Origin of the sequence: Nocardioides nanhaiensis (genome assembly GCF_039542785.1) — a bacterium.
Lineage (GTDB): Bacteria > Actinomycetota > Actinomycetes > Propionibacteriales > Nocardioidaceae > Nocardioides > Nocardioides nanhaiensis.
Genome location: NZ_BAABIM010000001.1, coordinates 283,230 through 295,772, shown reverse-complemented (window position 1 = coordinate 295,772; position 12,543 = coordinate 283,230). Strand labels below are relative to the sequence as shown.

14 protein-coding genes are annotated in these 12,543 nt (G+C 73.4%); 7 read left to right on the top strand and 7 right to left on the bottom strand.

Translation table 11 applies throughout. From position 1 onward, the window contains the following. Window positions 1–114: 114 nt before the first annotated feature. A complete protein-coding gene (locus tag ABD948_RS01355) occupies window positions 115–1,986 on the top strand; it encodes an acyl-CoA dehydrogenase (RefSeq protein ID WP_345262247.1) in 1,872 nt (623 codons plus the stop codon). Window positions 1,987–2,055: 69 nt separating this feature from the next. Here the strand turns inward: ABD948_RS01355 and ABD948_RS01350 are convergent, their stop codons facing one another. Then, window positions 2,056–2,940, bottom strand: a complete 885-nt coding sequence (locus ABD948_RS01350; RefSeq protein ID WP_345262246.1) for a LysR family transcriptional regulator ArgP — start codon at window positions 2,938–2,940, stop codon at window positions 2,056–2,058. 78 nt (window positions 2,941–3,018) lie between these two features. Between ABD948_RS01350 and ABD948_RS01345 the strand changes: the two genes are divergently transcribed. The 5 genes from ABD948_RS01345 (at window position 3,019) to ABD948_RS01325 (ending at window position 6,700) form a co-directional block, all read left to right on the top strand. Beyond that, a complete protein-coding gene (locus tag ABD948_RS01345) occupies window positions 3,019–3,624 on the top strand; it encodes a LysE/ArgO family amino acid transporter (protein ID WP_345262245.1) in 606 nt (201 codons plus the stop codon). A gap of 23 nt (window positions 3,625–3,647) precedes the next feature. Then, window positions 3,648–4,463 carry a maleylpyruvate isomerase family mycothiol-dependent enzyme gene (locus ABD948_RS01340; RefSeq protein WP_345262244.1) on the top strand — a complete coding sequence of 272 codons (816 nt, stop codon included), beginning with the start codon at window positions 3,648–3,650 and terminating at the stop codon, window positions 4,461–4,463. Further along, a complete protein-coding gene (locus ABD948_RS01335; RefSeq protein ID WP_345262243.1) occupies window positions 4,463–5,410 on the top strand; it encodes an oxidoreductase in 948 nt (315 codons plus the stop codon). Before ABD948_RS01340 ends, ABD948_RS01335 begins: the two co-directional genes overlap by 1 nt. A gap of 67 nt (window positions 5,411–5,477) precedes the next feature. Continuing rightward, window positions 5,478–6,155 carry a hypothetical protein gene (locus tag ABD948_RS01330; RefSeq protein ID WP_345262242.1) on the top strand — a complete coding sequence of 226 codons (678 nt, stop codon included), beginning with the start codon at window positions 5,478–5,480 and terminating at the stop codon, window positions 6,153–6,155. Continuing rightward, a complete protein-coding gene (locus ABD948_RS01325) occupies window positions 6,152–6,700 on the top strand; it encodes a mycothiol transferase (RefSeq protein ID WP_345262241.1) in 549 nt (182 codons plus the stop codon). The genes ABD948_RS01330 and ABD948_RS01325 overlap by 4 nt, the downstream gene beginning before the upstream one ends. A 13-nt stretch (window positions 6,701–6,713) precedes the next feature. Here the strand turns inward: ABD948_RS01325 and ABD948_RS01320 are convergent, their stop codons facing one another. Both ABD948_RS01320 and ABD948_RS01315 read right to left on the bottom strand, forming a co-directional pair. Next, window positions 6,714–7,565 (bottom strand): hypothetical protein, encoded by an 852-nt coding sequence (locus ABD948_RS01320; RefSeq protein WP_345262240.1) that lies wholly within the window; start codon window positions 7,563–7,565, stop codon window positions 6,714–6,716. Then, window positions 7,562–8,176 carry an RNA polymerase sigma factor gene (locus ABD948_RS01315; protein WP_345262239.1) on the bottom strand — a complete coding sequence of 205 codons (615 nt, stop codon included), beginning with the start codon at window positions 8,174–8,176 and terminating at the stop codon, window positions 7,562–7,564. The genes ABD948_RS01320 and ABD948_RS01315 overlap by 4 nt, the downstream gene beginning before the upstream one ends. A gap of 64 nt (window positions 8,177–8,240) precedes the next feature. Here ABD948_RS01315 and pgm point away from each other — a divergent pair, with 64 nt between their 5' ends. Then, the gene (gene pgm, locus ABD948_RS01310) at window positions 8,241–9,902 is read left to right on the top strand and encodes a phosphoglucomutase (alpha-D-glucose-1,6-bisphosphate-dependent) (RefSeq protein WP_345262238.1); all 1,662 of its coding nucleotides are present in this window, start codon (window positions 8,241–8,243) and stop codon (window positions 9,900–9,902) included. A 22-nt stretch (window positions 9,903–9,924) separates the two neighbouring features. On the opposite strand, the gene ABD948_RS01305 is transcribed toward pgm, so the two are convergent. The 4 genes from ABD948_RS01305 to ABD948_RS01290 form a co-directional block, all read right to left on the bottom strand. Then, window positions 9,925–10,476 carry a hypothetical protein gene (locus tag ABD948_RS01305; protein WP_345262237.1) on the bottom strand — a complete coding sequence of 184 codons (552 nt, stop codon included), beginning with the start codon at window positions 10,474–10,476 and terminating at the stop codon, window positions 9,925–9,927. A 114-nt stretch (window positions 10,477–10,590) separates the two neighbouring features. Then, window positions 10,591–11,112, bottom strand: coding sequence for a hypothetical protein (locus ABD948_RS01300; protein WP_345262236.1), 522 nt, complete (start codon window positions 11,110–11,112; stop codon window positions 10,591–10,593). Between the two features lie 10 nt (window positions 11,113–11,122). Further along, the gene (locus tag ABD948_RS01295; RefSeq protein WP_345262235.1) at window positions 11,123–11,692 is read right to left on the bottom strand and encodes a sugar O-acetyltransferase; all 570 of its coding nucleotides are present in this window, start codon (window positions 11,690–11,692) and stop codon (window positions 11,123–11,125) included. After that, the gene (locus ABD948_RS01290; RefSeq protein ID WP_345262234.1) at window positions 11,689–12,519 is read right to left on the bottom strand and encodes an SDR family NAD(P)-dependent oxidoreductase; all 831 of its coding nucleotides are present in this window, start codon (window positions 12,517–12,519) and stop codon (window positions 11,689–11,691) included. The genes ABD948_RS01295 and ABD948_RS01290 overlap by 4 nt, the downstream gene beginning before the upstream one ends. Between the last annotated feature and the right edge of the window lie 24 nt (window positions 12,520–12,543).

Here is a 12,543-nt window from a genome sequence, read left to right as displayed (position 1 = left end):
GAGCTAGGAGTCTGCGTCTTCTTGCGAGCCCTGCCGACCACCTCGTACCATGAAGTTACTCCCAAGTAGCACCGCCCGGTAACCGCCGGGTGACCGACACGGAACGGTGGGGCCATGAGCCACTACAAGAGCAACCTGCGCGACATCGAGTTCAACCTCTTCGAGGTGCTGGGCATCGACTCCATCCTCGGCACCGGACCCTTCGCCGAGGTCGACGGCGAGACCGCCCGCGCCATCCTGGGCGAGGTCGAGCGCCTGGCCCGCGAGGACCTCGCGGAGTCCTACGTCGACGGCGACCGCAACCCGCCGGTCTTCGACCCGGCCACGAACCTGGCGCCCGTGCCGGCGTCGTTCAAGAAGAGCTACGACGCCTACATGGCCTCGGAGTACTGGCGTCTGCAGATCCCCGAGTCGATCGGCGGCACCCCCGCGCCCCCGACCCTGAACTGGGCCCTCGGCGAGATGGTGCTCGGCGCCAACGCCCCCATCTGGATGTACGCCGCCGGCCCCTCGTTCGCCTCGGTCGTCGACCGCAACGGCAACGAGCGCGACCAGCGCATCGCCCAGATCATGGTCGAGAAGAACTGGGGCGCCACGATGGTGCTCACCGAGCCCGACGCCGGCTCCGACGTCGGCGCGGGCCGCAGCAAGGCCACCCCGAACGAGGACGGCTCCTGGAACATCGAGGGTGTCAAGCGCTTCATCACCTCGGCCGAGTCCGACCTGCAGGACAACATCATGCACCTGACCCTCGCTCGCCCCGTGGGCGTCGAGGGCGCCGGCGGCCCGGGCACCAAGGGCCTGAGCCTGTTCCTGGTGCCGAAGTACCACTTCGACCACGAGACCGGCGAGCTCACCGGCGAGCGCAACGGCGTCTACGTCACCAACGTCGAGCACAAGATGGGCATCAAGGTGTCCAACACCTGCGAGCTCACCTTCGGCGACCCCTCCGTGGGTGGCGGCGAGCCGGCCAAGGGCTGGCTGCTGGGCGAGGTGCACAACGGCATCGCGCAGATGTTCCAGGTCATCGAGAACGCCCGGATGATGGTGGGCACCAAGGCGATCGCCACGCTCTCCACCGGCTACCTCAACGCGCTGGAGTACGCCAAGGAGCGCGTGCAGGGCTCCGACCTGAGCCAGGCGGCCGACAAGACCGCCCCGCGCGTCACCATCACCCACCACCCCGACGTGCGCCGCTCGCTGATGACGCAGAAGGCCTTCGCCGAGGCGATGCGCGCGCTGGTGCTCTACACCGCCTCCTACCAGGACACGGTCTACCTGGCCGAGCACGCGGGCACCACCGACACCGAGGAGGCCAAGCTGGCCGCCGCGGTCAACGACCTGCTGCTGCCCATCGTCAAGGGCTACGGCTCGGAGCGCTCGTGGGTGCTGCTCGGCACCGAGTCGCTGCAGACCCTCGGCGGCTCCGGCTTCCTGCAGGAGTACCCGCTCGAGCAGTACGTGCGCGACGCCAAGATCGACACCCTCTACGAGGGCACCACCGCGATCCAGGGCCAGGACTTCTTCTTCCGCAAGATCGTCAAGGACCAGGGCAAGGCGCTGGGCCACCTCGCGGGCGAGATCCAGAAGTTCCTCGACGCCGAGGGCGGCAACGGCCGGCTCAAGGTGGAGCGCGGGCTGCTCGCCCAGGCGCTCGAGGACGCCAACGCCATGGTCGGCCTGATGATCAACGACCTGATGTCGGCGCAGGACGAGATCCGCAACATCTACAAGGTGGGTCTCAACACCAGCCGCCTGCTGATGGCGCTCGGCGACGTCGTGTGCGGCTGGCTGCTGCTGCGTCAGGCCGAGGTCGCCCTGGAGAAGCTGGGTGGCGAGCCCGGCAAGGACCGCGCCTTCTACGAGGGCAAGGTCGCGGCCGCGCAGTTCTTCGCGCAGACCAACCTGCCGCGCATCTCCGCCGAGCTGGCGATCGCCCAGGCCACCGACCTCTCGGTGATGGACCTCGACGAGTCCGCGTTCTGATCGCCTGACGCTCCTGCTCCACACGACGGCCGCCCCGGCACCGGGGCGGCCGTCGTCGTCTCGGCAGCGTCAGGGGCGCAGGCCGGCGCGGGCGGCGGCGTGGACGGCGTCGCCGAGCCGCTCCAGCAACGGGGAGTCCAACCGCCACCGCTGCCAGTGCAGCTCGACGTCGGCGTGCCGGCGCGGGGTGAGCGCCACCAGGCGGCCGGCCTCGACCTCGGGCGCCAGCTGCGGCTCGGGCAGCGTGCCCCACCCCAGCCCGGCGCGCACCGCGGCGAGGAAGTCGTGCGAGGTGGGCACCCGGTGCACAACCGGGGGCAGGCCGACGTCGTGCGCGGCCAGCACGTCGTGCTGCAGGGCGTCCTTCTCGTTGAACACCACCACCGGCATCGCCGCCCAGTCCAGCCTACGACCGCGCCGCCATCGCTCCGCGAAGGCCGGCGTGGCCGCCGGGGTGTAGCGCAGCACCCCGAGCCGCTCGACCCGGCAGCCCTGCACCGGGCCGGGGTCGGAGGTGACGGCGGCGAGCACCTCGCCGCGGCGCAGCAGGTCCGCGGACCACGCCTGGTCCTCCACGTGCAGGCGCAGCGCGACGTCGCCCCACGCGGCCACCTCGGCCAGCACCGGCTGCCACCAGGTGGCGAGCGTGTCGGCGTTGAGGGCGACCGACAGGTCCAGGACCGTGGTGGCCGCGAGCTCGTGCGCGACCTCCGAGGTGAGCAGCCGCACCTGGCGGGCCAGCCGCAGCAGCACCTCGCCGGCGGGCGTGGCCCGGCACGGCGAGGCCCGCTGCACCAGCACCTGCCCCGCGGCTGCCTCGAGCGCGCGTATCCGCTGGCTGACGGCGCTCGGCGTCACGTGCAGGCGGCGCGCCGCGGCCTCGAAGGTGCCGAGCTCCACCACCGCCACCAGCGCCTCGAGCTGGGCGGGCGGCACCTCGCCCCGGGTCACCATGACGGGACATTAGCGCAGCTACGGCATCCGCAGAATCATTCGCTGGCCTACGCCCGGGCGGCCGCCTAGCGTCGGACCGTGCTCACCTCCACCGCGGCCGGCCTGGCCACCGGGCTCTCCCTCATCGTGGCCATCGGCGCCCAGAACGCCTTCGTGCTGCGCCAGGGCCTGGCCCGTCAGCACGTGGGTGTGGTCGTCGCGGTGTGCGCGGTCTCCGACCTGCTGCTGATCCTGGCCGGCGTGGCCGGCATCGGCACGATCGTCGAGCGCGCGGGATGGCTGGTGGAGGTCGTGCGCTGGCTCGGCGTCGCGTTCCTGACCGTCTACGGCGTGCGCTCGCTGCTGCGGGCCCGGCGACCGGCCGACACGCTGGAGGCCGCGCGGGCAGGCGCCCCGAGCCGTCGCGCCGCCGTCGGGAGTGCCGTGGCGCTGACCTGGTTGAACCCGCACGTCTACCTCGACACGGTGCTGCTGCTCGGCTCGATCGCCAGCACCCACGGATCGCAGGGCCGCTGGTGGTTCGCTGCCGGCGCCTGCGCGGCCAGCCTGCTCTGGTTCACCGCCCTGGGCTACGGCGCCCGGCTCGCCCACCGACGCCTGGCCAGCCCCCGCGCCTGGCAGGTCCTGGACGTCCTGATCGGCGTCACCATGCTGGCCATCGCGGTCATGCTCGCCCGCGGGTGAGCCGCTTCGCTAACCTCACGGCCATGAGCGACCAGGAGCGACTCGCCGGGTACGTGGAGGTGTGGTGGCAGGCGATCGAGTCCTTCACCGCCCTGCTGGAGGAGCTGCCGCAGGAGCAGTGGTCGACGCCGACCGACCTCGCCGGCTGGGACGTGCGCGCCGTCGCCGCGCACACCGCCCACCTCGAGGGCATCCTGGCCGGCGCGCCCGAGGAGACCGCCGAGGTGCCCGAGCTGCCGCACATCACGGGGTTCATGGGCGCCTACACCGAGATCGGCGTCATCAACCGGCGCGAGACGGCACCCGAGGCGATCGTCGCCGAGATCCGCACCGCCGCCGCCGCGCGCCGCACCGCGCTGCAGGCCGACCCGCCCACCGACGCCTCCGCCAGGCCCGCGGTGATCTTCGGCGGCGTGCCGTGGAGCTGGGAGACGCTGCTGCGCAACCGGCCCCTCGACGTGTGGATGCACGAGCAGGACGTGCGTCGCGCCGTCGGCAGGCCCGGGGGTCTGGACACGCCGGCCGCCCAGCACACCACCGACTACCTGATGGAGTCCTTCGGCTACGTGCTGGCCAAGAAGGCTCAGGCACCCGCGGGCACCACCGCGGTGCTGCGGGTCGAGGGCAGCGAGCCGATGGCGTTCGCCGTCGACGAGAACGGCCGCGGGCGTCGGCTCGACCAGCTGCCCTCGACCCCCTCGGTGGAGCTCGTCACGGACCGGGAGACGTTCCTCGTGCTGGCCGGGGGGCGGCGTCCGGCCGCGACCGGCGCCGTGGAGGTCACCGGCGACACGGCGCTCGGCGAGCGACTGCTCGGCGTCATGGCCACCACACCCTGATGTCCGGCGCCGGTCCCTGGACGAGGAGTCCGCTGCCCGACCTCGCCGGCCGCACCGCCCTGGTGACCGGTCCCTCGGTCGGCGGGATCGGCTTCCACACCGCGCTCGAGCTCGCTCGCGCCGGCGCGCGCGTGGTGCTCGCCGGGCGCACCACGGCCAAGCTCGACGACGCCGCGCACGTGATCCGCCACGAGGTCCCCGGCGCGCAGCTCGAGCGGCTGGAGCTCGACCTCGCCTCGCTGGAGTCGGTGCGACACGCCGCCGAGCACGCCGGCACGCTCGGGCCGCTGCACCTGCTCGTCAACAACGCCGGCGTGATGGGCACCCCGCTGCGGCGGACCCGGGACGGGTTCGAGCTGCAGCTGGCCACCAACCACCTCGGTCCCTTCCTGCTCACCGGGCTACTGCTGCCGAGGCTCGTCGCCGGCGCGGAGGCCACCGGCATCGACTCCCGCGTCGTGACCGTGAGCTCCCTGTTCCACCGGACGGCGCGCAGCGCGCCGCTGGGAGACCCCCGCGTGCCCGGGCGGTACCAGAAGTGGAACGCCTATGCGCAGAGCAAGCTGGCCAACCTGCTGTTCACCTTCGAGCTGGAGCGGCGCCTGCGCGAGTCCGGCGCGCCGGTGCGCGCCACCGCAGCCCACCCGGGCTTCGCCGGCACGCACCTGGCGGCCAACGGGCAGTACGGGCGAGCCTCGGGCGGTGTCGCCAGCGTGCTCGACGGCGCCATCCGCGCGGTGTCGCAGTCCCCGGCGGCCGGCGCGTGGCCCACGCTGATGGCGGCCACGGCCGACCTGCCCGGAGGCACCTTCTGCGGCCCCGGCGGGCTCGGCGAGCTCTCCGGCGTCGCCCAGGTGGTGACCGCGGGCAGTCGCGCCCAGGACCCGGTGGCCCAGCGGGCGCTCTGGGAGGTCAGCGAACGGGCCGTGGGTCTGCGCTGGCCCTGACTTTGGTCGGGGCGTCGTGGACCGGCGACCGATGCGCGGTACCCCCGCCGCTGCCTAGCGTCCAGGCATGGCCCGCCCCGACCGCGACCCCGACCAGGTGTGGTCGCTGACCCTGCACGGGCGTGAGCACCGCGTCGAGTCCCGCGGCACCACCGTGCACCGGGTGCGCTGGCTGGTGGACGGCAGCGAGGTGGCCACGGCCTCGCGGATGGACGAGCGGTTCACCGTGACCGCACCGGACGACGCCGGTGGCCCGAGCCGGCTGCAGCTCGTCTTCAGCACCCTGGGTCACGGCCGCCGCGCCACCCTGGTCGTGCCCGACGAGCCCGACGTCGACCTCGAGCCCGCTCCCGGGTCGCCGGCCGCGCGCCACGAGGCACGCGTGCGCGAGCACCCGCGCCGCCACGCCGCGATCGCCGCGGGCGGCGCCGTCGCGAAGGTCCTCGGCGGGCTGCTCGTCGTCTGGCTGCTGGCGCAGGTGGTGGTGCGGGTGCCGTGGCCGGACTGGGGGCTGCCGTCGATCCCCTGGCCGAGCCTGCCCTCGATCCCGTGGCCCGACCTGCCCTCGATCCCCTGGCCCGACGTCGACCTGCCGAGCTTCTCCACGCCCGACTGGCTGCAGTACGTGGCCCCGGTGCTGGTCGCGGTCGTCATCGCCCTCCACGAGGTGCGCCGACGCCGCCAGCAGGACGAGCGACGACGCGCCGCGCGCGAGGAGCGGGACGGTGGCAGCATCGAGCCATGAGTGACGCCGTCCTGCTGCCCGCACGCGAGTTCCCGGCTGCGCCCACCGAGGTCGAGGCGCTGCTCACCGTGCTGCACCGCAACCGCCGCACGTTCGGGTGGAAGGTGAGCGGACTCGACGCCGAGGGGATGAGGCGCACGCTGGCGCCGTCCAGCATCACCCTCGGGGGGCTGGTCAAGCACCTCGCGCTGATCGAGGACCACTACCTCACCCACCAGCTCCTCGGCGAGGAGTACCCCGCGGTGTGGGCGCCCCTGGCCACCTCCGAGGACCCTGACTGGGAGTGGAGCTCCGCCGCCCAGGACTCCCCCGAGGAGCTGCTCGGGCTGTGGCTCGCCGCGGTGGCCCGCTCGGAGGCGGCGGTGGAGCGGGCCCTCGCCGACGGCGGCCTGGACCAGGCCGTGGCCGTGGCCGACGAGGAGCCCCGGCACACGCTGCGCCGGGTGCTCCTCGACCTGGTCGAGGAGTACGCCCGCCACACCGGCCAGGCCGACCTGATCCGCGAGTCGGTCGACGGCCTGGTCGGCGAGGACGCCCCGCGGTAGCTGCCCTGCGCCCTCAGCAGCCGTGGTTGATCTGGGCGCAGAAGTCGAGCGGGTACTCCAGCACGAACTCCTGGGTCGTGCCGTCGCGGTAGTCGACGGCCACGGTGGCCTCGCCCTGGGTCGGCATCCGCCCGGTGCCGTTCAGCGGCCGCTCCGTGGCGAAGTAGGCCATCGCCCACATGCCGTCCTGGATCACGGCCTCCTGCACGTGGCCGTCGGGGAACTCGTAGCTGATGGCGGTCACCGAGTCGTCGGGCAGCGCCCCGCCGGCCACGTACTCGCCGACCCCTCGCTCGTTCATCGAGAAGTTCATGCTGACGCGCAGGTGGTCCCGGGTCAGGGCCGACCCGATGCGCTGCGGTGCGAACATCGTCGGGTCGCCGCCGTCGAGCGCGGCCCACTCGTCGCAGACGAACCACATGGTCTCTGTCTCGTAGAGGCGGACGGTGGTCTGCCCGATCGTGATGGCACGCGCATCGAGCGCCTTGCGCGCCTGGGGCAGCTGTAGGCACGCCCCCGCCTCCGGCCCCTGCGACGCCGATCCGGTGGTGGTCGGCGCCGATGGCGAGGGCTCGGGGGCCTCGGACTCCGGGGCTTCGGGCACGCTCGACGCCGGCCCGGCCGGCGCGCCGGTGTCGCCGTCGTCGTCCACCGCCTGCACGAGCAGGGTCCCGCCCACCCCGACGACGGCGACCGCGGCCGCCGCCACGGCGGCGGGCAGCCAGCGGCGACGGCCTGCTGCCGTCGGCGCCGCCACCTCGCGGCCCTCGGCGTGGTGCAGCAGCTCGGCGCGCACCCGAGCCCGGGTCTGGTCGGAGAGCCGGCGCTCGCCGGGCACCTGGGGGTCGGGAGTCTGGTCGGTCATCGGAGGTCCTCCGGAGTGGTCGTGGGGTGGTCGTCGCCCTCGGCGAGCAGGGCGGTGAGTCGGTGGCGGGAGCGGGAGAGCCGGCTGCGCACGGTGCCCACGGGCACCTCCAGCGCGGCGGCGGCCTGCTCGTAGGTGAGGCCGTCCCAGGCCACGAGGCTCAGCACCTGCTGGTCACGCTCCGGGAGCTGCCGCAGGGCGGCCACGAGCCGCACCATCCGGCGCTCGTCGTCCACGCGCCCCGCCACCTCCTCGGCGTGGTCGCGCTGCGCCTCGGGGCGCGGGGTGCGCGCCTGCAGCGCCGTCCAGCGGCGCTGGCCGCGAGCGGCGTTGCGGCACACGTTGGTGGCCACGCCGTAGAGCCAGGGCAGCACCTGGCCGTCGTGGGTGGTGGCGCGGTCGCGGATGCGCCACACCTCCAGGAACACCGAGCTGGTCGCGTCCTCGGCCAGCGCCCACGAGGCGGTGCGGCGGAAGCAGAAGTTGTAGATGCGGTCGGCGTGCTGGTCGAAGAGCCGGGCGAGGGCGTCGGGGTCGCCGTCGCGCAGTCGCGCGACGGTCTCGTCGTCGTCCACCTCGGGCCTCCCGAGCGTCGGCGTGGTCGGATCCATGCTCTCTCATGTCCGCACCCGCGAGGGGGGTTCCCGGATTCGCCCCAGGCGGCATGATGCAGCCATGGCCCACCCCCGCGCTGGACAGCCCGCCGCCCCCGAGGACCTGGTCGACGTCGCCCACCTCGTGACCGCCTACTACACCGACTCCCCCGACCCCGACGGCGACGCGTGGGCCGACCAGCAGGTGGCGTTCGGCACCAGCGGGCACCGCGGCAGCTCGTTGCGCACCTCGTTCAACGAGGCCCACATCCTGGCCACCACCCAGGCCATCTGCGACCACCGCCGCGCGCAGGGCTACGACGGGCCGCTGTTCCTCGGCCGCGACACCCACGCCCTCTCCGAGCCGTCGTGGGCCACGGCCATCGAGGTGCTGGTGGCCAACGACGTCACCGTGCTCGTCGACGACCGCGACGGCTACACCCCGACACCGGCCGTCTCGCACGCGATCCTGCGCGCCAACCGCGGCAAGGACCTGACATCGGGGTCCGGCCTGGCCGACGGCATCGTGGTGACGCCCTCGCACAACCCGCCTGCCGACGGGGGCTTCAAGTACAACCCGCCGCACGGCGGCCCGGCGGACTCCGACGCCACGAAGCTCATCGCCGCCCGCGCCAACGAGCTGATCCTCGCCGGGCTGGACGGCGTGCGTCGCACCCCCTTCACCCGTGCGCGTGCGGTGGCGCAGGGCTACGACTTCCTCGGAACCTACGTCGACGACCTGCCCGCGGTGCTCGACCTCGACGCCGTCCGCGAGGGCGGGGTGCGCATCGGCGCCGACCCGCTCGGTGGCGCGGCGGTGCACTACTGGGGCGAGATCGCCGAGCGGCACGGGCTCGACCTCACCGTCGTCAACCCTCTGGTGGACCCCACCTGGCGGTTCATGACCCTGGACTGGGACGGCAAGATCCGGATGGACTGCTCCTCCCCCGACGCGATGGCCTCGCTGATCGGCCGGCGCAGCGACTTCGACATCGCCACCGGCAACGACGCCGACGCCGACCGGCACGGCATCGTGACCCCCGACGCCGGCCTGATGAACCCCAACCACTTCCTGGCCGTCGCGATCGGCTACCTCTTCGGCGGTGCCCGCCCGGGCTGGCCGGAGGGCGCGCGGATCGGCAAGACGCTCGTGTCGTCGTCGATGATCGACCGGGTGGCGGCCGGGCTGGGCAAGCCGCTGGTGGAGGTGCCGGTGGGATTCAAGTGGTTCGTGCCCGGGTTGCTCGACGGCTCGTTCGGCTTCGGCGGCGAGGAGTCGGCCGGCGCCTCGTTCCTGCGCACCGACGGCACCACGTGGACCACCGACAAGGACGGGATCATCCTGGCGCTGCTGGCCTCCGAGATCCGCGGCCGCACCGGCCGCAGCCCCTCGGAGCACTACGCCGACCTGGTGGCCGAGCACGGCGACCCCGCCTACGCGCGTGTCGACGCCCCCGCCGACCGGGAGCAGAAGGCCCGGCTGGGCGCGCTCTCCCCCGAGGCCGTCGCCGCCACGGAGCTCGCCGGCGAGCCGATCACCGCCAAGCTCACCGAGGCGCCCGGCAACGGCGCCGCCATCGGCGGGCTCAAGGTCACCACGGAGTCGGCCTGGTTCGCCGCCCGCCCCTCGGGCACCGAGGACGTCTACAAGATCTACGCCGAGAGCTTCCGCGGCCCCGACCACCTGGCACAGGTGCAGGCCGAGGCGCGCGAGGTGGTCTCCGCGGCGCTCGGGGGGTCGTGACCGACCGGGCGTGCCACGGGGGTCAGTTCACGAGCAGCAGCACCACGAGCACGATCCCGGAGACCAGCAGGCCCAGCAGCACGGCGCCGGCGACCACGAGGCCGACCTTCGCCGTCGGGTTCAGCTTCTTGCTCAGACCCAGCTGCCGCGCCTGCGCGTCGATGAGCCGGTTGCCCTCACGGGAGTCGAAGCTGTAGTCGACGACCGCGCCCACCTCGCCCTGGTCGTCGACGCCGTACTCCTTGCGGAACGACTTCTCGACCAGCAGGCCCCGCTCGGCAGACACACTGCCCTGCAGCGTCGGGCGTGGGAGCCCACCGCTGACGTCGGCGCCGGCCTCCCAGGCGACCTCGAGGCTCTGGTCGGTCACGGTGTAGGTGCCGGCGGCCTCGTGGACCGCCACCACGTGCTTGAACGACTTCCTCAGGGACTTGCGGTGGAGCAACGTCCACCACTGCTGGTCGGCGACGTCGATCTGCACGGCGAAACCGCCGGGGGTCTCGTCCACCACGGTGTAGGGCGTCTCGGCGGTGGCGCGGCGCACCGCGTCGGCCAGGGCGGCAGCGCTCGTCATTCCGCCACGCTACGTCGGTGCGCCGTGGAAGTGGGACGCGTTGCCCTGCTCACCCTGCGGTGGGCCCGGTTCCACGCGGGCGAGGACCGCCCAGCTGCAGTCGTGTCCGCAGTTCTACGAGGCCGCGCGGTCGCTCCCGTTCCACGCACGGAACAGGGCGCGCGGCAGACCCCAGGCGCCGCGCTCGGTCACCTGGTCCTGATCGTCGAGGACGCCGAGCTCGTGCCAGCGTGGCGCCACGTGCAGCAGCGCCGCCTCCGTCACCTGCAGGTGGCCGTCGGGGTCCTCCAGGTCGCCCTCGACGTCCTCGAGGGCGATCATGTCGTCCTGCACCTGCTGGGCGTCCAGACCGCTTCCGCCGCCGCGGCGCCACGCACCGAGCGCAAGACCGAGCCAGTCGACGTGCTCCAGCGCCATCAGTGCCGCGATCCCCTCGATCTCGCCCTCCTCCGGCGCCTCGCTGGGAAACATGGACGCGGCGACCTGCGCCAGCCACCGCTCGTCCTCCAGCGCGAGCTCGGCGCCCACGTCGGGCACCCGCTCGGCCAGGTACTCGGCGCCGAGCTGGTCCAGCTCGTCCCACTCGGCCAGCAGGGCGTCCATCTCGGCGTCGTCGAGCTCGAGGTCGTCGGTCATGGTGATCAGCCTAGGCACCTCCGGGTGCGGTCGACCTCACGACGCGCGCCGGTGCGCCGGCGGCCACCACGCGGCCGGGCAGGTCCTCCAGCACGACGCTGCCGGCGCCGACGACCGTGTCGTCCCCGATGCTGACGCCCGCGCCGACCACCACGTTGGCCCCCAGCCAGACGTTCTCGCCGATCGTGATGGGCAGCGCACGCTCCCACCCCTCACGACGTCGCTGGTGGTCGTCCACCGGGTGCAGCGCCGTCATCAGCTGCGCCCCCGGGCCCACCCGTGTGTGCGCGCCCAGGTGGATCGGTGCGTCGTCCATCAGGAAGCCGCCGCGGTTGACGAAGACGCCCTCGCCGAGGTCGATGTTGCTGCCGTAGCTGCACTGGAAGCGGGGCATCACCACGACCCCGTCGCCGACCGACCCCAGCATCGTCGTCAGGAGGCGTGCGCGCTCCGCGTCGTCGTCGGCGCCGGTGGCGTTGTAGCTGTCGAGCAGGCGCCAGCACCGTCTGCGCCGATCCTGGAGCTCCTCGTCGTCGAGGTACCACTCGCCGCGCGCCAGTCGCTCCGACTGTTCACTCATCTGGCCCGCGTCCTCGAGACGGCCTGGAAGACCGGGCCGATCGCCCGGTCCCAGACCCGCGGAGCGAGGTTGAACGCGCCGATCATGGCGTAGTTGAGCCAGGCCGTCTGGGACTCGAGTCGACCACCGCCCACCTGGGCGAGCACTGCTCTCGCGGCGCGCTCCGGGCTGATCGTGGGTGGCGGAGGCGTGTTGACCATGCCGGCCGAGTCGATGGCGTTGTCGTAGATGGGGGTGTCGACGCTGCCGGGGGCCACGTGGCTGATCCGGACGCCGGGCACGTCGAGGTTCTCGATGCGCAGCTGGCGCGCGAGCGCCCGCACGCCCCACTTGCTCACCACGTACGGCGTCATGTCGGGGACGGCGAGGTGCCCGAGCAGCGACCCCACCAGCACCAGGTCGCCCCGCTCCTGGCGGCGCAGCACCGGCACCACGTGCCGCGCCACGTTGGCGCTCCCCAGCAGGTTGGTCGACACCACCGAGGCGAAGTCCTCGGCGGAGGTCTCCTCGCTGCGCCCGTAGGTCACCACCCCGGCGCAGTGCACGACCACGTCGAGCCGGCCGTGCTCGGCGACGACCTCGTCGATGCCGAGGCGCACCGCCTCGTCGTCGCCGACGTCGAGCGCGTGCACGGTGGCCGAGGCCGCACCTGCCGCGAGGCACTCCGTGGCGACCTCCCCCAGCTTCTGCTTGCCCCGGCTGACCAGCACCAGGTGGTGGTGGTCGCCGGCGGCCTGGCGTGCGACGGCCGCACCGATGCCGCTGGAGGCGCCGGTGACCAGGACCACCAGGCCGGCGCGACGACGGGGACCACCCGGGAGCCTCATCGCGCGCTCCCGCGGTGCGTCGCG